At 44.9% G+C, this 24,134-nt stretch carries 20 protein-coding genes and 1 pseudogene; 15 read left to right on the forward strand and 6 right to left on the reverse strand.

Going from position 1 to position 24,134, the window contains the following annotated elements; genetic code table 11:
* Positions 1-52: 52 nt before the first annotated feature.
* Together AC5W14_RS13885 and AC5W14_RS13890 are read right to left on the reverse strand one after the other, a co-directional pair.
* Positions 53-1,966 (reverse strand): BglG family transcription antiterminator, encoded by a 1,914-nt coding sequence (locus tag AC5W14_RS13885; RefSeq protein WP_496194788.1) that lies wholly within the window; start codon positions 1,964-1,966, stop codon positions 53-55.
* Positions 1,967-2,037: 71 nt separating this feature from the next.
* Complete coding sequence (locus tag AC5W14_RS13890) at positions 2,038-3,249, reverse strand: threonine synthase (protein WP_496058067.1); 1,212 nt, start codon at positions 3,247-3,249, stop codon at positions 2,038-2,040.
* 181 nt (positions 3,250-3,430) lie between these two features.
* Between AC5W14_RS13890 and AC5W14_RS13895 the strand changes: the two genes are divergently transcribed.
* The 8 genes from AC5W14_RS13895 (at position 3,431) to AC5W14_RS13930 (ending at position 14,779) form a co-directional block, all read left to right on the forward strand.
* Positions 3,431-5,170 (forward strand): sigma-54 interaction domain-containing protein, encoded by a 1,740-nt coding sequence (locus tag AC5W14_RS13895; protein ID WP_496194789.1) that lies wholly within the window; start codon positions 3,431-3,433, stop codon positions 5,168-5,170.
* A gap of 178 nt (positions 5,171-5,348) precedes the next feature.
* Entirely contained in the window at positions 5,349-6,527 is a 1,179-nt protein-coding gene (locus AC5W14_RS13900; RefSeq protein ID WP_496058065.1) for an iron-containing alcohol dehydrogenase, read from the forward strand.
* Positions 6,528-6,541: 14 nt separating this feature from the next.
* Positions 6,542-7,999 (forward strand): CoA-acylating methylmalonate-semialdehyde dehydrogenase, encoded by a 1,458-nt coding sequence (locus AC5W14_RS13905; RefSeq protein WP_496058064.1) that lies wholly within the window; start codon positions 6,542-6,544, stop codon positions 7,997-7,999.
* Positions 8,000-8,069: 70 nt separating this feature from the next.
* Entirely contained in the window at positions 8,070-8,516 is a 447-nt protein-coding gene (locus AC5W14_RS13910) for a DUF2188 domain-containing protein (RefSeq protein WP_496194790.1), read from the forward strand.
* A gap of 330 nt (positions 8,517-8,846) precedes the next feature.
* A complete protein-coding gene (locus AC5W14_RS13915) occupies positions 8,847-12,056 on the forward strand; it encodes a trifunctional glycoside hydrolase family 18/polysaccharide deacetylase/glycosyltransferase family 2 protein (RefSeq protein WP_496194791.1) in 3,210 nt (1,069 codons plus the stop codon).
* A 17-nt stretch (positions 12,057-12,073) separates the two neighbouring features.
* Complete coding sequence (locus AC5W14_RS13920; protein WP_496194792.1) at positions 12,074-13,300, forward strand: family 8 glycosyl hydrolase; 1,227 nt, start codon at positions 12,074-12,076, stop codon at positions 13,298-13,300.
* 17 nt (positions 13,301-13,317) lie between these two features.
* On the forward strand, positions 13,318-13,548 hold the full coding sequence (locus AC5W14_RS13925) for a helix-turn-helix domain-containing protein (protein WP_496194793.1): 231 nt from the start codon (positions 13,318-13,320) through the stop codon (positions 13,546-13,548).
* Positions 13,549-13,732: 184 nt separating this feature from the next.
* On the forward strand, positions 13,733-14,779 hold the full coding sequence (locus tag AC5W14_RS13930) for an NAD(P)-dependent alcohol dehydrogenase (protein ID WP_496194794.1): 1,047 nt from the start codon (positions 13,733-13,735) through the stop codon (positions 14,777-14,779).
* A 72-nt stretch (positions 14,780-14,851) separates the two neighbouring features.
* Here AC5W14_RS13930 and AC5W14_RS13935 read toward each other — a convergent pair whose 3' ends face one another.
* A complete protein-coding gene (locus AC5W14_RS13935; RefSeq protein WP_496058058.1) occupies positions 14,852-15,157 on the reverse strand; it encodes a hypothetical protein in 306 nt (101 codons plus the stop codon).
* Between the two features lie 126 nt (positions 15,158-15,283).
* On the opposite strand from AC5W14_RS13935, the gene AC5W14_RS13940 reads away from it, so the two are divergent.
* The gene (locus AC5W14_RS13940) at positions 15,284-15,985 is read left to right on the forward strand and encodes a copper homeostasis protein CutC (protein ID WP_496194795.1); all 702 of its coding nucleotides are present in this window, start codon (positions 15,284-15,286) and stop codon (positions 15,983-15,985) included.
* A 117-nt stretch (positions 15,986-16,102) separates the two neighbouring features.
* Here AC5W14_RS13940 and AC5W14_RS13945 read toward each other — a convergent pair whose 3' ends face one another.
* Positions 16,103-16,459, reverse strand: coding sequence for a winged helix-turn-helix transcriptional regulator (locus AC5W14_RS13945; protein ID WP_496194796.1), 357 nt, complete (start codon positions 16,457-16,459; stop codon positions 16,103-16,105).
* A gap of 123 nt (positions 16,460-16,582) precedes the next feature.
* On the opposite strand from AC5W14_RS13945, the gene AC5W14_RS13950 reads away from it, so the two are divergent.
* The 3 genes and pseudogenes from AC5W14_RS13950 (at position 16,583) to AC5W14_RS13960 (ending at position 18,716) form a co-directional block, all read left to right on the forward strand.
* Positions 16,583-17,641, forward strand: coding sequence for an LLM class flavin-dependent oxidoreductase (locus AC5W14_RS13950; RefSeq protein WP_496194797.1), 1,059 nt, complete (start codon positions 16,583-16,585; stop codon positions 17,639-17,641).
* A gap of 12 nt (positions 17,642-17,653) precedes the next feature.
* Positions 17,654-18,211, forward strand: a complete 558-nt coding sequence (locus tag AC5W14_RS13955; RefSeq protein ID WP_496194798.1) for an NADPH-dependent FMN reductase — start codon at positions 17,654-17,656, stop codon at positions 18,209-18,211.
* A gap of 97 nt (positions 18,212-18,308) precedes the next feature.
* A pseudogene (locus tag AC5W14_RS13960) lies at positions 18,309-18,716 on the forward strand (DoxX family protein).
* Between the two features lie 67 nt (positions 18,717-18,783).
* Here the strand turns inward: AC5W14_RS13960 and AC5W14_RS13965 are convergent.
* Positions 18,784-20,061 (reverse strand): MFS transporter, encoded by a 1,278-nt coding sequence (locus AC5W14_RS13965; RefSeq protein ID WP_496194799.1) that lies wholly within the window; start codon positions 20,059-20,061, stop codon positions 18,784-18,786.
* Positions 20,062-20,333: 272 nt separating this feature from the next.
* On the opposite strand from AC5W14_RS13965, the gene AC5W14_RS13970 reads away from it, so the two are divergent.
* From AC5W14_RS13970 to AC5W14_RS13980, 3 genes are all read left to right on the forward strand, one after another.
* Positions 20,334-21,794, forward strand: coding sequence for a SulP family inorganic anion transporter (locus AC5W14_RS13970; RefSeq protein WP_496194800.1), 1,461 nt, complete (start codon positions 20,334-20,336; stop codon positions 21,792-21,794).
* Between the two features lie 110 nt (positions 21,795-21,904).
* On the forward strand, positions 21,905-22,324 hold the full coding sequence (locus AC5W14_RS13975) for a universal stress protein (protein ID WP_496194801.1): 420 nt from the start codon (positions 21,905-21,907) through the stop codon (positions 22,322-22,324).
* Positions 22,325-22,360: 36 nt separating this feature from the next.
* Complete coding sequence (locus AC5W14_RS13980) at positions 22,361-22,918, forward strand: hypothetical protein (RefSeq protein WP_496194802.1); 558 nt, start codon at positions 22,361-22,363, stop codon at positions 22,916-22,918.
* Between the two features lie 347 nt (positions 22,919-23,265).
* Here AC5W14_RS13980 and AC5W14_RS13985 read toward each other — a convergent pair whose 3' ends face one another.
* Positions 23,266-24,123: a MurR/RpiR family transcriptional regulator gene (locus AC5W14_RS13985; protein ID WP_496194803.1), complete on the reverse strand. Its 858-nt coding sequence runs from the start codon at positions 24,121-24,123 to the stop codon at positions 23,266-23,268.
* Positions 24,124-24,134 lie beyond the last annotated feature (11 nt).

The raw sequence follows: 24,134 nt of genomic DNA on the forward strand, positions 1-24,134 counted from the left end.
AAATAATGAAAGCGTTATCTTTCCGGAAGATACGGTAAAACGGCATTAATTATTAAAACAGAGTAAATACCGCTTCTTTCTCAGACAGGCTTTTTATGTGAGCTACCCGGTCAGGAGAGTCAGAGAGCTTTGATATTTCTTCGAACAGCCTTTTTACTTTCCCGCCTTCCTGTAGATCAGCCGCCAAAAGCAGAACGATGGCGGTGGAAGAACCGTTCCAGTCGATCGGTTCCGGAAAAATCCCAACGGCGATGGAAGGAACTTTGATACAGGAAGGGTCTCCATGGGGGATGGCAATGCCGCCGCCGATAAACGTTGACGACCTGCGCTCCCGTTCAATAGTACTTTCTACAAAAGAAGGCGTCACTTTCCCGGTTTCGTCGAGAAATTCCGCTAAGTATGTAATGACTTTGATCGGATCCCGCTCCCTGGGAAAATGGATATGGTCTGGAGTGGAAATCAGCTCCTGCAGGATGTTCTGGCTTTTTTCTTTTAACCTATGCATCATTCTTCGTATCTGCTGCTGCTCCTCTTCTTTTAAAAAAGGAGAGACTACAACGACCGGTATATCTGTTCGTTGAAGCGGGACAGTGGAAATGATCATGTCGATCCTCGTTTTATCGAATTGTTCGGCTTCTTTTACGGCGACGCAGTCTTCTGTTTGAAGGGAGTGGAACTTTCTTTCCAGTTTTGTCTGCAGGAGACGGGACATGCCGATCCCCATAGGACAGACAAGCAGGACCGGCATATAGTCGGCTGAAGCTTTTTTGGAGCGCTCCAGAGAAACCTGAAAGTGAATAGTCAAATAGGCTACTTCTTCAAGCGGCCATTCTTTCGCTGGTTCTAAATCGGCAAGCGCTTCTATAATCATTTCGAACAAATAAGGGTACATTATTCTTATTTCGGAAGCCATCGGGTTATGGTGGCTGAACTGATGGTCGATTCTGGCTGTGCTGCTGTGAAGGTGGGCTGCTGTATCACGGAAAAGACTGCTGTCTTTGTTATAGGGGTGGCCGGTGACAGCAGTTACCGCTTCAATTAAACGATGAGTAAAACGTATCGTTTCCGGATCTACCTGAAGCTGTTCAAAAACATTGGAGTGTTCTTCAGAAGAGGTTTCCAGCCTGGCGCTGCGAAGATGAATAGATAGATAATACACTTCGGCCGCGGGCCAGGCCATTTGAAAGTAGGCCTCCAGCTCTTTAGCAAGCCGGGCCGCTTTTTTTCCTTCTATTCTGTTCAAATCGAGCGAATCTGACGGATAGGCAACGCCGCGTTTCCACATGAGTCGTTTCACAGCAAGCAGTACATGAATGATTAACGTTTCCCGGGATAGTGAAGTATAGGAAAAAGAAAAATGGTGTTCGAGTCCTTTAATCATTTTGTTTACTGCTTCCCAGTCAAAAGGGGAGAACCATTCTTTTACAGGCTGGTTTTGTCCTAAAGAGCGGCGGACCAGCTCCGCAATGGCCGCCCGGCGTCCTGTTTCCGGACCCGTTATGGACACGCCGACGTTCGGCTTGAGCTGGACAGAAAGATGGTAGTTCTGCAGATATTTGCTGCATTCTTTTAATAATTCCTTTATCGCAGATTGGCTTTCATACATTTCTTCACCAAGCTGCTTAAGGGTCCATTCCTTTTTCGTATCGAGCAGCAGGCGCAGAAGAAGGAAAATCTGATCTTCCCGGGAAGCGGGCTGTTCCTTTTTTTCCATAGAAAAAAGCAGGTGTTTGATCCGGGGCTGGTTTTCCTCGGAAGGAATAAAGCGTATGCCCCGGCTCGGCCTGCGGATCAGGCTTCCCCACTGATGAGCTTCAATATACTGGTGAATGGCCTTTAGCTCTGTGCGGACTGTTTTTTCGGAGCATCCGATAAGATCAGCAACGCTTTGAATCGATACGTAACTCTGCTGATTGTACAAATATGCAGTGATTTTCCGCTGCCGGCCTGTCATGGTTTTCTTCACCTTCTTATTTAATGGTATGGAAAAAAACCGTCTTTACCGTTCAAGACAGTTTTTTATGAAAAGGAGGGGCTTTATATCGTATCGCCGGGTTTGAGTACAGGCGCATTTGCTTCAACTGTCTCTGGATATTTAATGCCCATGCCGGTATTTAAGCACAAAACAGAGTCATTTGGCTTGATCCAGCGATCTTCCCTCAGTTCCCGAACCGCTGCGAACAGGGCGGCCCCTTCTGGGCAGATAAAGGTACCCTCGGTCCGGGTCACATGGCGCTGTTCTTTTAAAATACGGGGATCATCGATAGCAACAGCACAGCCGTCCGTTTCATAAATAGCCTCCAATACGAGAAAGTCTCCAAGTGCTTTTGGTACATTAATACCAAAAGCCGCGGTCTTGGATTCGGGCCAGAACTCAGAAGACGTTTTGCCCTGCTTATACGCCTCGACAATAGGGGCGCATTCTTCTGCCTGCACGGCTACGAGTCTCGGCATTTTTGAAGACAATATCCAGCCAAGCTCCATCAGCTCTTTAAAGGCTTTATAAATCCCAATTAAGCCGACACCGCCTCCGGTTGGGTATAAAATCACATCAGGCAGCTTCCACTGCAGTTGTTCTGCAATTTCAAAGCCCATCGTTTTTTTGCCTTCGATCCGGTACGGTTCTTTAAGCGTAGAGACGTCAAACCAGCCGTATTTTTCTACGGATCGGGCGACAATTTGGCCGGCGTCACTGATCAGTCCGTTTACTAAATGAAGATCTGCCCCGGCAGCAGCACATTCTTTTCTCGTAACGATGGGTGCATCAACGGGCATGACGATGTGGGAAGCAATAGAAGCTCTGGCGGCATAAAGCGCCCAGGCAGCCCCTGCATTACCATTTGTAGGCATCGCAATCTCTTTGATGCCGAGTTCCTTTGCTTTGGATACTCCGACTGCGGCTCCGCGGGACTTAAAGGAGCCGGTTGGGGTTAATCCTTCATCTTTCATAGCCAAGTGCTTAACATCCAATTCTTTTGCCAATTTCGTCATTGGAAGAATAGGGGTCATTCCTTCTCCCAGAGAAACAATATTTTCTTCTTTTTTTACTGGGAGCAGCTCATGGTAGCGCCATAAAGTGGGAGCCCGATCTCTCAGGCTTGCTTTCTGGTACTGCACATTGAGCGAATCGAGGTCATAGGCTGTAAGAAGCGGAGAGCCGCAGACACAAAGGTTTTGAGGTTCATCAATAGAATAAGTATTGCTGCATTTAGGACAGTATAAGTGGGAAACATAGCTATAGGCTGGCAAAAGAATCCTCCTTTAATGGCAAATGTAGGTAAGTATAGTTTAACATGAAAACGCTCTTTAACGTTTCACGTGAAACGTATTCGTTTTATAAAAACAATAAACGGGGTACATACACTATAATGATGTAGAAAAAAACAACAAGAGACGGATAGAAGTTAACTAAAAAGAGGTGGTCAAAAAAATGGGAAAAGTAAAAGAGTCGAAAAAAGAACACAATTTTTCTTTTGTGATGATGGAAGAAGCAAAAGTGACGGATATATTGAAGCAGAAAGCAGAAAACAGCAGCGACCCGGTTTTATGTGTGGATGAAAAAGGAAAGCCTGTGGGCTGGGTTAACGAACAAAAACTTTACAGCTATCTGGAAAAAGAAAAAGGCCTGGATAAAAAAATAAAAAAAGGCTGGCTGGAAGAAGCGTATACCGTTCAGGAAGACGAAACGTCAGCTCTGCAGGCAGAACACCTGCCGGCTGTCGTGGTTAACAAAAAAGGACAGGCCCGCCGTATTATTACGACGGCCGCCTGGTTTGAAGCGGAATATGGCAATTTGATTCAGCAGCGGAACGTAGCCCAGGTTATTCTGGAAAGTGCCTATGAAGGCATCGCTGTTGTGGATAAGGAAGGCCGCCTGAAACAAATGAACCAGGCGTACCGAAGCTTTCTTGGCATCGACCCGGATGAAGACGTTTCCGGCCGGCCGGCAGAAGATATTATTGAAAATACGCGGCTGCATGAAGTAGTGCGTACAGGCATACCGGAAAAGGGCGAAATTCAAATGATTCAAGGCCAAAAAATGGTCGTACACCGCCTTCCGATCTGGGAGGACGGCGAAATAGCCGGTGCGGTCGGCATGCTTATTTTTGAAGGAGTCAGTGAACTGTACCGGATTCTCGGAAACGCGGCCGACATGAATGTGGAAGCACCGTTTGAGAGCGAAGACGGACAGACGAGAGGGCAGTCGCATCTTCATCGGTTTGAAGATATTATAGGAGAAAGCCGTGCGATCAAAGAAAGCAAAAGCATTGCCCGCAAATCCGCCCGAACCAATGCGACTGTATTAATTACCGGAGAAAGCGGCACGGGAAAAGAACTGTTCGCCCAGGCGATTCATTTGACGAGCGGCAGAAAAGGCGGTTTTATCAGCGTGAACTGCGCAGCTATTCCGGAGCATCTGCTGGAATCAGAACTTTTTGGCTACGAAGAAGGAGCATTTACAGGTGCTAAAAAAGAAGGCCACGTCGGTAAATTTGAAGCCGCCCACAACGGAACGCTGTTCTTAGATGAAATTGGCAACATGTCCCTGCCGATGCAGGCAAAAATTCTGCGGGTACTGGAAGAACGGGCTGTCACAAAAGTAGGAGGCCTGGCACAGATTCCTTTGAATGTAAAAGTAATCGCCGCTACTAACGCGAATCTGGAGAAGCGGGTAAAAGAAGGTACGTTCCGGGAAGACTTATACTACCGCCTGCATGTAATTCCTGTTGATGTAGCGCCTCTCCGCCAGCGTCCGAAAGATATTCCGCTGTTGTTCAGCCATTACATGCAGCGTTTCAGTAAGGAAAACAATATGGAAGTAAAACAAATGGACCCGGAAGCGCTGGAAGCCTTTATGGCTTATAATTGGCCTGGAAATATCCGCGAACTGATGAACGTTACCGAACAGCTTGTGACGCTCGTGGATGGAAAAGATATTTCCCTCAAAGACCTTCCAGCTATTGTCAGCTCTAAACTGAGCGGAGGAACCGGCGATACAGAAGATAATCATTCCTTAAAATCCGAGCAGCACAAGCAGGAAAAGCAGGTTATTATTCAGGCGCTCGAAAAGCACGAAGGCAACAAATCAAAAGCTGCCCAGGACCTGGGTATTCACCGCACGACCTTGTACAAGAAGATTAAAGATTTCCAAATAGAAGAAAAAGTGTAGGATAAACGAGAAAAGTGTAGACTGATATCTACACTTTTTTCGTTATGATTTATGCAATAATGTAAGCGTTTTAAAAAAGAAAAGCTCCAGGCCCTGGCTGGAAGGGGAAAAAGGATTTTTCGTTTGTTTTGGCACGATCTTTGCAATGGTATAGGGCAGAACGAAGGGAGGACTAAAAATGAAAGTAAGTACGATGAATTTTCCTGAAAGAATTGTGTACGGTCCCGGAAGCCTGAGTAACATAGGGGAAGAAGCGAAAAAAGAAGGAAGCCGGGTATTGATTGTAAGCGATAACATGATGAAGAAACTCGGTTATCTGGAAACGTGTGAAAAGGCTCTTCAAGAGAGCGGCCTTCATACTGCAGCTTTTCTGGATATTGAAACAGAACCCACTGACAAGTACGTAGAAAAAGCCCTCGAAATGGTCAAGGAGGAGAACGCAGATGTAATTGTTGCCCTCGGCGGCGGCAGCTGCATCGATACCGCAAAAGCAGTAGCGGTGCTGGCTGTTAATGAAGGCGCTATCAAAGACTATATGAACAATAAAAAAACGGCAGCGCATAAAGGTCTTCCGTTGATCGCTGTTCCCACGACTGCGGGCACAGGATCGGAAGCAACAGATGTGACGGTCATTACGAATACGACAGACGGCGTGAAAATGATGATTAAGCAGCCGGCCTTTATGCCAAAAGCTGCGATTATTGATTCCGAGTTGTCGATGAGCTCGCCGAAATCAATTAAAGCAGCAACCGGCATGGATGCGCTGACCCACTCTATAGAGGCGTACATTTCCAAAAAAGCGCACGTGTTCTCTGATCAGCTGGCGCTTTCTTCAGCCAAACTGATTATGCATAACATTCTTCAAAGCTATGAGGATAAAGACGATACGCATGCCGCAGAGCAGATGGCGCTCGGAGCGATGCAGGGAGGCATGGCTTTCTCAAACGCCTCTGTATGCCTTGTACATGGCATGTCCAGGCCGATAGGCGCTATGTTCCATGTGCCGCACGGTATTTCCAATGCGATGCTGCTTCCTGTCATTTTGGAGTACAGCAGTGAATCCTGCCAATCCAGGCTGAGTGAACTGGCAGCATTTATTTATCCGGAATGGGCAGGTCTTCCGCAAGAGGAAGCCGCCGACCGATTCGTCAAAAAAGTGCTGGAATTATGCCAAAAGCTGGAGATTCCGAACATGAAAGGCTGGGGCATTGAAGAAGGAGCCTATAACGAGGTGCTTAAAAAGATGGCCGCTGATGCTCTGGAAAGCGGAAGTCCCGGCAACAATCCGATTGTTCCTTCAGAAAAAGACATTATTGCTTTATATGAAAAAGCCTACGTGTACGAATATACTAATTAAGAGGAGCGAATAATATGACAGTACAAACAGCAAGAACGTTGAAAAATTTTATAGGAGGCGAATGGACAGAATCTACTTCCGGCCAAACGGAAATCGTCCCAAACCCAGCTACGGAAGAGGAACTGGCTCATGTGCCACTTTCTTCTAAAGCAGAAGTCGACCAGGCAGTAGCGTCAGCGCAAAAAGCATTTCAAACGTGGAAGAAAACACCGGTACCAAGAAGAGCACGTATTCTGTTTAAATACCAGCAGCTGCTGATGGATAATTATGACGAACTGGCTGAAATCATCACGCTTGAAAATGGAAAATGCTACAACGATGCTTATGGAGAAGTGCAGCGTGGAATTGAATGCGTCGAATTTGCTGCCGGCGCCCCAACACTTATGATGGGAGATTCGCTGCCGGACATTGCGACGAATATTGAATCAAGCATGTACCGGTATCCGGTCGGGGTAGTTGGCGGCATTACACCGTTTAACTTTCCAATGATGGTCCCATGCTGGATGTTCCCGCTGGCCATTGCCTGCGGAAATACGTTTGTACTAAAACCATCCGAGCGTACCCCAATGCTTGCAGAAAAACTGGTTGAACTCTTTGCCGAAGCCGGACTGCCGGACGGCGTGCTTAATATTGTACACGGAGCCCATGACGTCGTAAACGGCCTGTTGGAGCATGAAGACGTATCCGCAATTAGTTTCGTAGGGTCCCAGCCTGTAGCCGAGTACATTTATAAAACGGCAGCTCAGCACGGGAAAAGAGTACAGGCACTGGCAGGAGCAAAAAACCACGCGATCGTATTAGCAGACTGCGACATGGATAAAACGATTCAGGGTATCATCGGCGGAGCCTTCGGCAGTGCCGGACAACGCTGCATGGCAACATCGGTTGTTGTCGTTACCGAAGACATTGCCGACACATTCCTGGAGAATCTGAAAGACGCGGCAGATCAGCTTGTGCTGGGTGACGGCATGGACCAGCAGGTAAACCTCGGTCCGGTTATCCGCCAATCCCACCTCGATAAAGTACACTCCTTTATTGAAAGTGGACAGGGAGAAGGCGCTTCGTTGTACCGGGATGGAAGAGAAGATGCGAAAGGAATGGACAAAGGTTATTTTCTGGGAGCCACTGTGTTCGATCAAGTAACCACTTCTATGGATATTTGGAAAAAAGAAATATTCGCACCGGTATTATCCATCGTGCGCGTAAAGGATCTCACCGAAGCAATTGAAGTTACCAATCAGTCCGATTTCGGCAACGGTGCCGTGCTGTATACTTCAAGCGGACATGCGACCCGCCAGTTCCGGGAGGATATTGAAGTAGGTATGCTCGGTGTTAACGTTAACGTACCGGCTCCGATGGCATTCTTTCCATTTTCCGGCTGGAAAAATTCGTTCTACGGCGACCTGCATGCGAATGGAAAAGACGGCGTGGAGTTTTATACAAGACGTAAAATGCTTACATCCAGATGGTAGGAAGTCGTTTTAAGAAACGATAAAAGGGTTATAAAGAGGTAGAGTAACTTCATAACAGGAGGTTTTACCGATGCCCTGGAACATGAACGACTATCCCACATCCTTAAAAAATCTGGAAAAGCCGGTACGCAAAAAGGCTATTGATATTGCCAACGCCATGCTCGATGAAGGCTATGATGAAGGAAAAGCGATTCCTATTGCCACCAAGCAGGCGGAAAAATGGTACAATGGCGCAGATAAACAGGAAATAGAGGAGTACATGGAGAACGAACGGGTCACACCCGGGGCTGGCAGTGAACACGGCAGCCGACCGGAACTTATGGAGAAGGCCGAGCTGGTGGAAGCCCACGAAAACGGCTGGGCCGTTCGTTCGAAAGACGCAAAAAAGCCTGCAGCGGTGTACGATAATAAGAACAATGCAGTGAAACGAGCGAAAGAAATCGCTGAAAAACAGAGAACAGAAGCTGTGATTTATAAAAAAGATGGCAGCATTGAAACACGTTATTCTTATAAATAGCTTAAATGGACAGGCCTTTAGCTGCTTTTGCAGTAAGGTCTGTTTTTTTTTTAAACTTTAAATTTTATAATGTACTTTTTGTTCGTTATAAAGATCAAATAGTTATATATTAGGAGTATTTAGGAGATAAAGAAAGAAAAGACGGAGATAAATTAGAAATTCAGCATATTGTAGAATTTACCTTTTTTGTTGTTCGTTATATGATACAAAAAGTAAATCATATAACGAATATTAGGGGTGAATAGGTTGAAGCAACGTAAAAACGAACCGAAAAAATTTATCTTTCTGGAAGAGTCTGGAAAAAGGTGGAAAATTTCTAAGTACACTTTTTTGTTATCTATCATAGCACTCGCTGTGATGGCAGGAATGATGCTCCGGGCTTTAGTGCAAGCGCCTGATATGGAGGCTGTTGATGTAAGCACCCAGAATATTGAATCTATTTTGACTCCTTTTGCACAGGGAGAAGATGCCGATTCACCCGAAACGGACGATAAAACTAAATTGGAATTAACGGCAGAACAGAAAGCACAGGGAACAGATGTCTTTGCTTTTTACCAGCAGAAATTTCATGGAAAAGAACAGCATAAGCTTTCTCTGGAACGCAATATTTCTACAATTGACACTCTTGTGCCTGACTGGTTTTCACTAACTAAAGACTTTACTATCGAAAAAAATGCCGATACTGAAGTGGATACTGCAGCTAGAGAGGCAGGTGTGAAAATCCTGCCTGATATTTCCTTAACCTACGATGGCACAGAAGAAACGATGAATGAACTCATGGAAGATACAGAAAAACAGGATCAAGTGATCAATGAGCTGTATGATTTGGTACAGGATGGCGGGTATGATGGGATTCACATGAATCTTACCTATATCGAATACGAAGATGCCGAAAAATTTGAAGATTTCTCTGAAAAGCTGTATACTACTTTTCATGGTTCGGGTCTTACCGTAGCGCTGAATACTCGTGTAGAAGATGATACATTTGACACAGAGGTATTAGCAGACTATGCGGATCATCTTGTTGTCCAGGCTTATGATGAGAATAACGCAAACAGCAAATCGGGTTCTTCCATAGCTTCTTTTGAATGGACGAAAGAATTATTTGAACAGTATGATGGTCCGGAGGAGAAATTGGTCTTATCGCTAGCCAATTACGGCTATAACTGGAACGTGTCCCAGGATACCTCGGCAGAAACAATGACTTTTCCTGACATTATGCAGCAGGCAGGCAACCAAAGTCTGAAGGTTCAGTGGGACGAGAAAAATTTTACTCCGTATGTTCGTTATAAAGAAGGAAATGAGGAACACCTAATCAGCTTTTTGGACGCTACTACCTTTTATAATCAAATGATGGTCGCCAAATCCAATAATGTTCATTCCATTGGCGTATGGAATATCGGCTCGGAAGACCCCTCGATCTGGAGCTTGTTAGAAAATAGAGTAGCTCCTGAATCCATCAAAACTATCCCTAATATTGTTCCTATTACTGATGGCGGTTCAGGTGATATTTTTAAAGTAACTACTAAAGAACAAGACGGGGAACGGAAGATCGAAACAGAAAACAATATTATTACACATCAGGAATACGTGGAATATTCAAGCCCCTATCATTTGGAAAGGTACGGAGAAGCGGAGAAGCAAGTAGCCATTTCTTTTGATGATGGACCGGACCCAAAGTACACGGGTGATATATTAAATATCCTACAGGAGTATGAAGTTCCTGCCACATTTTTTGTATTAGGAAAAAATGCTTCTAAATATCCTGATTATGTAGATAGAATATATGATGAAGGCCATGAAATTGGAAATCATACGTATACTCACAGGGATATTCAAAAAATTTCTGAAAGAGAGTTTGAGGTAGAACTAAATTCTTCACAAAGAATTATTCAGGGCATAACCGGCAGGTCTACTATTTTATTCCGGCCGCCTTACTTGTCTACAAACAATGAAGGTTCCAATGTTCCATCTGTTGAAACAATGGACAAAATAGCCCAAGCGCAGAATCTAAACTATATGCTAATGGGATCACTAATCGATCCAAGAGACTGGGATGGTAAATCGAGTGACGCCATTTTTGAAGAAGTCACTAAACGGGTCGAAGATGGAAATATTATTTTGCTGCATGATGCAGGCGGAGACAGGACAGAAACCGTAAAAGCACTGCCTAGAATTATTGAATGGCTTAATGCCGAAGGCTATGAGATTGTCCCTTCGGGAGAACTTGTAGGAATGACAAAAGATGAGGTAATGCCGGAAGTAGCTGCCACCGAAGAAGCAATCAGCCCTTTTTTCAGCCGAGGATCTTCTACATTTTCAAATATTACACAAGGCCTCAGCTATTTCATTTACGGACTCATTGCTGTTGGTGTACTGCGTCTTATCGTCCTGATTTATTTCAGCTGGAAACAGAAACGCAGAAAAAGAGAATTCGATGACTCATACCAGCCTTTAGTGAGTGTTCTGATCGCAGCTTATAATGAAGAAACCGTTATTGCGAAAACAATTCGTTCCATCTTGAAAAGCCGCTATCCTAACTTAGACATCGTTGTCGTAGATGATGGATCCAAAGATGGCACAAGCAGAGTAATGGAAGAGGAGTTTGGCAGTTATTCCAACGTGCGCTTAATTAAAAAGCCAAACGGAGGCAAGTCCTCTGCGCTGAACCTTGGCTTTAAAGAGGTACATGGAGAAATTACTGTTACTCTGGATGCAGATACGACGATTGATGAACACACGATCACAAATCTTATCCGGCACTTCTCGGATGACCGAGTAGGAGCGGTGTCAGGCAACGTAAAGATTGGCAACCGGAAAAACCTGCTGACGTGGTGGCAGCATATTGAATATGTTACCGGATTTAATTTGGAAAAACGGGCATTCGATGAATTGGAATGTATCACTGTTGTTCCCGGCGCCGTCGGGGCCTGGAGAAACACAGCCCTGCAGGAAGTAAAATATTTTGAAGAAGATACGCTTGCCGAAGATACAGATATTACATTGAAGCTGCTGCGCAAAGGATACTTGATTAAAAGTGAAGTAGACGCTGTCGCTTACACAGAAGCACCGGAAGATGTGAGAAGCTTTGTAAAGCAGCGCTACCGCTGGACGTACGGCATTCTTCAATGTTTCTGGAAGCATAAACGTGCGATGATAGACGGGAAAAACAAGAAGCTGACCTTTATTGCAGCACCAAATATGCTGTTTCAGTATGTATTGATTGCTTCTGCACCGCTTATCGACTTGATTCTCCTGTTGGGACTGGCCTCCGGTTCGATGCGCGTACTGTATTTTTATGCCGGTTTCCTGCTGGTGGATACACTTGTTTCGGTGTACGCCTTTAAACTGGAAAATGAAAGCAAAAAACCGTTGGTTACCGTGTTTATTCAACGCCTGGTATATAGACAATTTTTCACATATGTTGTCTGGAAATCCTTTGTATTCGCCATCCGTGGAGGAGTAATGGGATGGAATAAACTGAAGCGCACAGGTAATGTGAATTCAATATCTACCATACAGTCAAAACACGGATCTTAATAAGAATGGGTGAGGACTTGAATACGCTGAAAAAAATAAAAAAAACATGGCTGCTTACGGCTGTATCAGTTCTCGCCCTTTTCAGCCTTGCTTGCGAGCGGTCTCAGGATGAAGCGCTGATCAAGCCGGATCATGTGCCGGAAGAACAGATCGGTCAGGATATTCTTTCTGCATACGGCGAATGGATGGACGCTTATGTGAAAAACGCTTCAGGCGGAGAAGAAACGATGTATTACGTAGCTTATGATGAACAAGGCCACACTGTATCGGAAGCCCACGGCTATGGCATGCTGATTACCGCAAAGATGGCGGCCTACTCCGATGAGACGAAAGCGTATTTTGACGGCATGTATCATTACTTTAAACATTATCCTTCCACCAATAACAGCGCCTTTATGGCCTGGAAGCAGCGAGATCAGGGAGGCGGCACCATGATTAACGACAATGGAGAAATTACCGGATCTGCAACCGATGGGGATATGGATATCGCCTACGCTCTTCTGCTCGCTGATGAAGCATGGGGAAGCAGCGGCGCGATTAATTACCGGGAAGAAGCAATTACGATCATTAATGAACTGATGGAAGACGTAATACATGAAGATCTGAATCTTCCGCTTCTCGGCGATTGGGTACGCGGCAATGATCCTGTTTACAGCGATTCCACGAGAACGTCTGATTGGATGGGCGGGCATGCTGCAGCTTTTGCGGAAGCTGCTGAAGACAATAGGTGGGAAGATGTGGAAAAAGCAATTGTGGACACGACAGAAGACGTGCAGAAAGAGTACAGCCCGGATACGGGCCTGCTGCCGGATTTCCTCGTGTATGAAGACGGACAGTGGAGGCCTGCGCCGCCCGAATTTCTGGAACGAGACAGCGATGGGGATTATTCCTACAATGCAGCAAGAGTCCCATGGAGAATGACGGAAGCGTATCAGAAAACCGAAAATAGTCAGGTAAGGGAACAGCTGCAGCTGATAAACGAATGGGCGGCAGCCCATGCTGATGGAAACCCCTCAGCTCTTCAGGCTGGATATACATTAGAAGGAGAGGCACTGGCGGATCACGCGGATATGGTATACACGGCACCGCTTGCCGCCGGCGCTTCTGTCGATGAGTCGAAACAGGAATGGTTGAATCAGCTGTGGGATGAGATGACGGTAGAATACGAAGACTCGGACCGGAACTATTACAATGACAGTGTGAGGCTTCTATCGATGCTGACTGTAGATCATAAAATTGAATAAAGAAGAAGGAATGCTTTATGATTGGAATTGGAAATCGAATCCATCATTATCGGAAGAAAAACGAGCTGACGATTACCGCCTTAGCCGATAGTTCCGGATTATCGAGATCTTATTTAAGCAATCTGGAAAAAAATAAAGTAGTAAATCCATCCATCAATGTGCTGAAGAAAATAGCCGACGTCTTTAATATTGATGTACTCTATCTGCTTCATGAAGAAGCCTGGAAAGATAAAAGCACATGCGACTAAAAAAGCAGCGCCCTGGGGTGCTGCTTTTTTATTGAATAAGGTTTTTTAAGAAGCCTGACAAAGAAAACGCTGTGGTTGATGCCGGAAGGAAAAGGGTATTGAATAACGTTACCGTTCTGCTGTATTCACAGCGCTTTATTGATAACTGCACATAGACAAATCATACATGGAGGTTTTTTATTCAATGATAAAAGCAAATGCAAGAGGCGTATCCGGCCCGAAAGATTCATTTCAGCCAATGACGGTGGAGCGCAGGGATCTTGATTCCCATGACGTTCTGATTGAAATTAAATATGCAGGAATCTGCCACTCGGATATTCACTGTGCCCACAGCGATTGGAAAGAAGAAACATATCCGGTTATACCGGGACACGAAATTGCCGGAATTGTGATGGAAACAGGAGCAGATGCAACGAAATACAACGCCGGCGACCGCGTAGGAATCGGCTGTATGGTGGATTCCTGCGGAGAATGTGAGAACTGTACAAAGGGTGAAGAACAGTTCTGCCTGAAGGGATGCACAATGACGTATGCGGACGTGGATAAGTACGGAGAGCGTACATATGGAGGCTATTCAACTCATATTGTCGTACCGGAAGATTTTGTACTGCACATTCCGGAAGGCATAGAACTGGATATTGCCGCTCCGCTTCTCTGCGCCGGTATTACCACCTATTCTCCGTTGAGCCGCTGGGGATCAGGTCCCGGCAGAAAAGTAGCAGTGATCGGCCTTGGCGGACTCGGTCATATGGGAGTAAAAATTGCCAGTGCGATGGGAGCAGAGGTCACTGTACTCTCCCAGACCATGAATAAAAAAGAAGACGGACTGCGTATGGGGGCAGATCACTACTACGCTACCAGCGATGCAGAAACATTTAACACGCTGGCCGGTTCGTTTGATCTGATTATTAATACAGTCAGCGCCAAAATTGATATAGATGCATTTCTCTCACTATTAACAGTGGATGGAGCGCTTGTAAACGTAGGAGCTCCTTCTGAACCATTGTCACTCAACGTCTTTTCCCTGCTTGGCGGACGCCGCTCGTTCGCCGGCTCTATGATCGGCGGAATTCCGGAAACACAGGAAATGCTCGATTTCTGTGCCAAGCACGGTATTGGTTCGGACATTGAAGTGATTTCGGCTGATCAAATTGATGAGGCGTATGAAAGAGTACTGGCTTCAGATGTGCGGTACCGATTTGTTATTGATGTGAGCACGATGGGAGCGTAAATCGAACCTTATACGTAAAAACCACTGTTTCCCTTTTTGGAAACGGTGGTTTTTGTTATATGTTGCTGCATGTTAATCCATTAAATGGTGATCGGCCGGCAGCCAGCCGTGTTTTTTCATGTGCTGCAGGTACTCTTCTATTGGTATGTCCTGAAGTTCAATCATAAGTGGTGTTAAAGAGACCCAGCATTCGTTCGTTGAATAATCCAGCGTAACTTTCACGACTTCATAGCCATTGTGAAACTTCGGGTGGAACCCGTTATCACTGATAACATCTCCCTGTACAGGACGAGTAGACGATGAATAGGTTTTGGTCATTACTTCCCCTGGGTGGGTTTCATGAGCGGAATGGATAAAAGCAATAAAGTGAATATTCACTGGCTGTTCCTCCTTTCTCTATAATGCGGGACATAAATAGAAATGAGCAGGTACAATAGGGATACAACGTGAGGTACGTAATTTTGTTCTTTCTGCTAGTATAGCAGAGGAAAGGCAGGGAAAAACATGTCGGCAAAGCTGGAAGTGATTGTACAGAATGCAGAAGAGGCAGAACAGGCCGAGACATATGGAGCGGGACGGGTGGAACTGGTCAGTGCGATAAAAGAAGGCGGGCTGACCCCGAGCTTTGGCGCGATTCAACAGGTGGTTAAACGTACAACGCTTCCCGTAGCAGCCATGCTGCGTCCCCACAGCTATTCGTTTCAGTACTCACCAAATGACCTGGCAGTAATCACGGAAGATCTTTATCTAATGAAAGAGTCCGGGGTGTCAGGAATTGTATTTGGCTGCTTAACGGCAGACGCCAGGTTGGATCATGCTGTGCTGAACCAAGTGATCCGTGAAGCCGGTCCGATGGAAATCACCTTTCACCGGGCATTTGATGAGCTGAAAGATGTAGAGGAAGGGTACCGCGAAATCGCTCGTTATTTTCCCGCTGTTACACGAATTTTGACTTCTGGAGGACAGGCGACAGCCGTTTCCAACGATGCTGTAGAAACACTCGTGCGGCTGATCTCCCTCCAGCAGGAGCTGCAGGGTCCTGCTATTATGCCGGGTGCAGGCATTACTACAGCAAATATCGAAAAGCTTCACCAACAGCTCGGAGCAGAAGCATACCACGTGGGCTCCGGCGCACGGGTTGACAGCGACTATGCGAGACCACTTCATGAAGCAAACATAGAGAAGTTTCTCGCCTTATTAATGTAATAGATCAAACTACCATAATATATGAAAGACCCCTGGTATTGTGGGCACCAGGGGTTAAATAATTTTCTGTTTTATCATTCCATTAAAAAACATAGAGGTAAGTAAAAATCATGCATATCAGCTGATTTTATCACTCTGCAATATTTCTTTTTGGCTTTTGCGGAGAGAGTGGTTCATACCCCAATCATGCATGGCATCGAGAATAGGCTCCAGGCTTCTGCCATATTCAGTGATGGAGTATTCTACCTTTGGGGGAATCAGTGAATAGACTTTTCGTTCGATAATGTCTTCTTTTTCCAGTTCGCGCAGCTGTTTGGTCAGCATTTTCTGGGTAATATCAGGCAGGTTTTTTTTCAGTTCGCCGTGGCGCTTAGTGCCTTCCTGCAGGAGATGAAGAAGAATAATAGGTTTCCATTTTCCCACAATAATCTCAAGCGCATTATCCACCCGGCAGTTTTCCGGTTTTTTTTCCATCGGTTATTCCTCCTTGGTATGTTTTTTTATACTATGGCACTTTAAAGTACGTACTTACTAATGTGCTGTGTGTTAATTATAATAGCATTAGACAACATAAATAGAAAGGCGGCAGTTACATTCATGGAACAATATCGCATTCATCCGGAAAATGGATTGGAATTTGGCATTTATACATTGGGAGATCACCTTCCCGACCCACACACGGGGCAGAGAATATCAGCGCAGGAACGGATTCATGAATTAATTGAATACGCAACGCTTGCTGAACAGGCGGGGCTCGATTTCTTCAGCGTCGGGGAAAGCCATCAGGAATACTTCGCAACCCAGGCGCATGCGGTCGTTCTTTCTGCCATCGCCCAGGCGACAAATAAAATAAAAATCGGCAGCTCTTCGACGATAATCAGCACGTCCGACCCAGTCAGGGTATACGAGAATTTCGCGACAGTGGATCTGATTTCCAAAGGACGTACCGAGATTGTAGCAGGCCGCGCTTCCCGAATCGGCCTGTTTGATCTGCTTGGTTATAATGTCCAGGACTATGAAGCATTGTATGAAGAAAAATTTGATCTGCTCCGCCAGATTAATGAACAGGAAAACGTTAACTGGGAAGGAGAATTCCGGGCCTCTCTAAAAAATGCCAAAGTGATGCCCCGTCCAGTGGGCGGGACGCTTCCGATCTGGCGGGCCGTTGGCGGAACGCCGGCCAGTGCGATGAAAGCAGGCTATGCCGGGGTGCCGATGTTTATGGCCCATTTAGGGGGCTCATCGGACCGTTTTAAACAAACCATTGATGCCTACAGGGATGCAGCCCGGGCAGGCGGGCACGATCCGGCACAGCTTCCGGTAGCGACAGCCGGTTTTTTCTATGCAGCTGAAACGACACAGCAGGCGCTGAAAGACTTGTATCCGCATATTAACGAAGGCATGAAACGCACGAACGGCGGAGGTTTTCCAAAGCAGCTGTTTGCCCAGGGGGCAGAGCCGCATAATATTATGAACACCGGAAGCCCACAGGAGATCATCGAAAAAATCCTGCATCAACATGAAGTATTCGGGCATCAGCGCTATGTGGCCCAAATTGATTTTGGCGGCATGCCGATGGAGAAAATAAGAAAAAATATTGAACTGATTGGTGATACAATTCTGCCGGCAGTTAAAAAATATACGGCAAAGAAATAAGGAGACTAACATATGAAACTAATTGGATTGTCGGGCTCGCCGGTAGGTTCGAAAACAAGAACGGCCATGAATGAAGCAGTCAAAAAGGTAAATGAAAAGTATCCTGAAATAGAAACATCTATCCTTGATCTGGCGGATTACGATATGCAGTTCAGTGATGGCCGCAACTATCTTGATTATGGTGGAGATACCGGACACGTGACGAAAGAACTGATGGAAGCAGACGCTATTATTATAGGGATGCCTGTCTTTCAGGCCTCCCTGCCGGGAGCACTCAAAAATGTCTTTGATCTTCTGCCGGTGGATGCATTTCGGGATAAAACAGTAGGGATGCTCATAACTGCAGGGTCTCCCAAACATTATTTAGTCGCAGACCTGCAGCTCAAGCCGATCCTTTCCTATATGAAAGCCCAGATCGTACAGACGTATGTCTTTATTGAAGAAAGGGACTTTCACCAAAAAGAAATTATTAATACGGATGTTTTGGACCGTCTGGACCGTTTAGCGGAAGATACGGTTGTTCTGGCACAGACTTTTGAACAAATAAGAGAAAATCAATATGATTTTTAGTGCACGGGGATGGAAAAAGCCGAATGCGTTCGGCTTTTTTTATATTCGTTTTTGTATAAATAAAAAATAGTAATATAATAAACAGGAGGAATTTGTAATGGAAGCGGTTGGTCTTTTAATTATAAGAGTAGTAGTTGGTTTATATTTTGCGGCTCATGGAGCACAGAAAGCATTTGGATGGTTCGGAGGCGGCGGCCCTGAAGGGACCGGGGCATTTTTTGAACAGATTGGAATCAAACCAGGTAAGCCGATGGCTTTATTAGCCGGACTTGGTGAATTGGTCGGAGGGATATTATTTATATTAGGTCTCTTTACTCCTCTGGCAGCTATTCTCATCATTGTGCCGATGAGTGTGGCTATCGTTACCGTCACCCGGAAAAACGGCCTGTTTTCTGATAAGGGCGGCATCGAATAAAATGTAGTCCTAATCGCCGTTGCGCTTGGAGTCGCCCTAGTGGGTCCTGGATCTGTCTCGCTGGATGAACTGGCATTTTTGTTTATATAATTTAAAAGAAAAGCAGCCTTACACTAAGGCTGCTTTTTTGTATATTAATATAGTGAAAGTGCATTTATTAACCAGTACTTTCCGGGTGTTCGGCTGATTGTGGTGAACGCATCAACAGACTGGCAGCTATCCCTAAAAGAGGAAAAAACAGCATGATCAAAATAATAGACACATACCCGCCGGTGAGGTCGTATCCGATGGCGAAGGGAAGCGGGCCGAAAGCAGAACCGATAACGGTTGCGGTCATCGCTATCCCTTTAATACTCCCTAAATGTTCGCGTCCAAAATAGTTGGGCCATACAATATTGAGACTTACTCTTTCAAATCCTTCCGTAACGCCCCGCAATATCCCAAAAGCGACAGCCCATCCAATGTTATTCGTGAAAATAAGCAGCGTCATCGCTATCGCCTGAACGGAGAAGACGCATACGAGAATAGTATTAACCGGCACTTTTTCCAGTATGATACCGGCTGCTAAAGTAGACGGAAAGCCGATGACAGCAATCAAAGAAAGCACAAAAGCCGCCTGGGCAATGGAGATACCCTGTTCGCCCAGTATAGAGAAAAAATGAAAAATAAGGCCTGTATTCACCATGGAAGGAATAGAAACACATAATAAAACGAGCCAGAATGTTTTCGTCTTTCTAGCCGCCGGCAGGGACCAGCTTACTTCCGGCACAGCAGTGTTTCTTTCGGTGAAAGCGGCAATGGACAGACCATCGGGCACCAACCCCACTTCTTCAGGTTTATTTCGAATGAGAAAAAAGGACAACGGCGAAAAAAGAACGAGAAGGAGTATGCCCCAGAACTGCCAGGCTGTCTGCCAATTCCACGTTTCCATCAGCCAGGCGTTCACTGGAGGAAAGGCAGCGGCGCTGATGAAGCCGCCAACAGCCATAATACTCAACGCTCTTCCCCGGTATTTAAGAAACCATTGCGGAACGAGCGTAGTGTGAACAAGGGTCATAGAACCCTGCCCCAATAGACGAATAAGAAAAAATCCAATAAACAGCATGATAGGACCAGTGACAAAACTATTCCAAAAGCAGGCCATCGCCAATAAAAAGGCGACAGCAACAGACATTTGCCGCTGCCCGAATTTATCCACATAACGTCCCACAAAAAACATGCAAAGTCCGGCTGCAAGCGTTGCAGCAGAATAAATACCGGACACGAGCGACCGGCTCCAGCCAAAATCGGCTATATAGTAATCGATAAAGACAGCGTTTGAATAGGTTTGTCCCGGCCCGGAAAAGAAAATACCCAATACTGCTACAAATACGATGATCCACCCGTAGAAAAAAGGCGGAACAAACGGAATACGTTTATTTGAAAAGATATTCATAAGCAAAACCTCTAATGTATAGGATTGGTAGAGTTATAGTAAGCAGCGATCATAACCATACCATAAAAAAAAAATAAAAATATATTGGTATTTGTGAAAATAATAGAATACATTAGTATATAGAAGAAATATAAAGATATAGGCAGATGACTTACGTTTACATAAGGTTTTTCATTTTAGTGAAGCTGTGCTAGTGTTTGCGGTGTTAACAACGGCCCGGCTTTTGTACGAGACAAAAGTCACTAAAAATTAAATAGAGAAGAGGTGTTGGGTTGAATCTTCAATCAATCAAACAGGAGTGGTTTGGCAACATAAGAGGAGATGTCCTCGCCGGAATTGTTGTCGCATTAGCCCTTATTCCTGAAGCAATCGCATTTTCTATCATCGCTGGGGTGGACCCTATGGTAGGATTGTATGCTTCCTTTTGTATCGCCGTAGTAATCGCCTTTATTGGCGGAAGACCGGGAATGATTTCCGGTGCTACAGGCGCAATGGCTCTTCTAATGATCACTCTTGTAGCCGATCACGGCTTGGAGTATCTATTAGCAGCCACGATTTTAACGGGGATTCTGCAGATTTTATTTGGTGTGTTCAAATTATCCAAAGTCATGAAATTTGTCCCTCGATCAGTAATGGTAGGCTTCGTAAATGCCCTGGCCATTCTGATTTTCACGTCACAGCTCCAGCATTTTGTAGGAGAAACGTGGATTATGTATGCGCTGGTTGCATTAACGCTTGCGATTATTTACATTCTTCCTCGATTTTTCAGTGCTGTACCGTCTACTTTGGTAGCCATTATCGTCGTAACAGCTATTGCTGTTTTCGCTAACTTTGGCGTACGCACAGTAGGCGATTTAGGTAGTTTAACCCAGTCTCTGCCCGTATTTCTTATACCGTCTATTCCATTGACGTTTGAAACGCTGGCTATCGTTTTCCCCTATGCATTAGCCTTGACTATCGTAGGACAGCTGGAGTCTTTATTAACGGCTTCTATCGTTGATGATATGACAGATACGGACAGTGACAAAAACAAAGAATGCCGCGGACAGGGTATTGCCAACGTAGTCACCGGATTTTTCGGTGGTATGGCAGGCTGTGCCATGATCGGACAGTCCATCATTAACATCAAGTCTGGAGGCAACGGACGTTTGTCCTCCTTAGTTGCCGGTATTGTGCTGATGGGACTAATCATTGCTTTAGGTAATATAGTTGTACAGATTCCAATGGCAGCTCTTGCCGGAGTAATGATAATGGTAGCAATTGGTACATTCGACTGGAGTTCTTTAACAAACCTTCACCGGATTCCCCGGACAGACGCAGCGGTTATGATCGTTACCGTAGGAACCGTGGTATATACTCACGACTTATCCATCGGAGTGTTAGCCGGTGTATTATTAAGCGCGATTTTCTTCGCTGCAAAAATTTCTAAGATTTCGATCAAAGAACAATATGTGGATAATGGAAGTAAAAAAATATATTATATTCAGGGCCAATTATTTTTTGCTTCTGTATCAGATCTGCCCAAAAAATTCTCGTATAAAGATGATGTTTCCCTGGTAGAAATTAACTTGCAGGAAGCTCATCTATGGGACGACTCCGCAATAAATGCTCTTGATAAAATTGAAACGAAGTTTGAGCAGGAAAATATTGAAGTTATCTATTCCGACGTAAACAGAGAAAGTAAAGAGCTGATGACAAAGCTCAGCGGGGTATCTAAAGCTTCTGGCCATTAAAATGATAAGATACTCTCATGGAAATGTCTAAGAAGAGAAAGCCCGGCAGCAGGGCTTTCTCTTTTTTTATACATGTTTCAAAAATACAAGCAGGCGAAAGGAAGATCCAATTGACAAACAATCGAGTATTATTAGCAGCAGATGGTTCCGAACACTCTTACCGTGCAGCAGAGCACGCAGCATTACTGGCCGGAGCGCCAAATGGTGAAATTGTTATTGCCTATGTGGTGGAACCGGGCGATTCCAAATCTGCGGTGCTTCATAACACGAATAAACAAGATATCGAAAATAAGCGCTATAAAGAACTGGAGAAAATTACGTCTTTTCTAAAAACGAAAGAACTGCCTTATGAAATCAAGTTCTTACACGGTACCCCGGGGCCAAGCATTGTTAAACATGCAAACGAAGATAAATATGACTATATCGTACTCGGAAGCCGCGGTTTAAATAACCTGCAGAGTGCTGTATTAGGGAGCGTCAGCCATAAAGTGGCTAAACATGCTCAGGCCCCTGTGCTGATTGTGAAGTAAACACTAGAACAGCTTCTCGCTAAGGCGGTGAAAACAATGGCAAAAACAAAAAAATATAAACTATCTATGCTTCCCTTTATCTCTTATCAAAAAGAAAAAAAACGACTGGAGAGGTGGAGAGAAAACGGATGGGAAGTTATAGACTGTTCTTTGCTGGGCTACACCTTACTATCTGCCGCCCCGCAGAAAAAGTACTATCAATTTGTAATGACCCGGTCCCCGGGGGTATTGGAACGGTGGACCGGCGGCAGTCTTCTTTGCTCTTCCTTAGTGTTTCATATTTTGGAAATAGATAACCCCGAATCACCGTTTCCGGACCAAAAAACGATTCAAATTGCAAGAGAATATAAAAGCCGTTCCCTGGCGTGGGTTCTGGCTTTTGGCTTCTCTTTTCTTGTTTTTCTTTCTACAATCATTTTCTTATTTATTCTTTCCTCTGTCCCCCCCCTTTCCTCCCAAACACTCTATTTCATATTTGCGATTACAGGTACCATCAGCCTTTTTTCCTTCTTTCGATGGGCGCGCTCCCGATTGATTTATGCGAAAGCTTTAGCTGTACTGCTTGATGAGAATACCAACTATCCATCTTTTTAATAAACAGAAACCATGCATTGGGATTCTTATAAAAGAAAGGAGTTGTTCTATGACCTATTCCTCGTACTTGTCAGAAGAAGAAAAAGAAAAACTGGCTTCTCTTCAGCACCAGCTGGAAAAAAGCTCTTCTACAGAAGAAACGAAAAAATTATTACGGTGTTGACAATTCTGCAGGAAAAAGCGAAAGTGCGGCAGGACGCGCAATTATCCTCTGAAAAAGAAATCGATCAAAAATATTGAAAGGGTCAAACTATTATTAATCGTTGATAAACAACTATGGACATGAAGAAAAAGGCCCCCTTTTTCACGGAGTGCCTTTTCGTCATTTCTCTTTTATAAGAGCTGAGCTATACCCTTTTTTTGGAGATAGCTTTTCTCATTTTGACTAAAGATTGCTGCATAAGAGCTTTTCTCCCAATACTTACATTAACGTAGAGTGCATCAATTATACTTAACTGGGCAATTCGGGAAGACAGGGCTTCTGAGCGGTAGTCTGTTTCTTTGGAAACAGTGTAAAGCGGAATATCCACTTTTTCGCTTAAAGGAGATTTAGCCAGGGTAGTAATGCCAATCGTTGTTGCCCCTTGTTCTTTAGCTGTATCCAGAGCCTGAAGGGCTTCTCTGTTGGCACCGGAGTGGGAAATAAAAACGACGACATCTTTTTCTGTCAATTGGGAAGCGGACATAACCTGAAAATGGGAGTCACTGTACGAGACAACTGGAATACCGGTACGCATGAATTTGTGATGGGCATCAAGCGCTATAACGCCTGATCCACCATTTCCGTAGAATTCAATTCGTTCTGCCTGCAGCATAGCATCGACCGCTTTTTCAAATGGAGCGCTTTCAAGAATGGAGAGAGTTTCTTCCAGAGAGCGGACATTGGCTTTAAACACTCTGCTGGCCACTACTTTACGATCGTCGCCTTCCTGGATGGTTTCGTGAATATCGGCTACTTCATTAATGGTTTCAGAAGCTAAAGCGATTTTCATCGCCTGATATCCTTTAAAGCCGATTTTTTTACAAAACCGAAAAACTGTCGCATCAGCCATGTCCAACGCATCGGCTACTTGATTAATACTGGAATGAATAATTTTGTCGGGGTGTTCCAGAATATAATCGGCTATTTGTTTTTCTTTATTTCGAAAGTCGGGGTAGAGAGCCCGGATACGGTGCCTGCAGTGACCATTTTCAGATGCTTCCATGAAATCGCTCC

This window comes from Sinobaca sp. TMA16-18 (assembly GCF_059510535.1).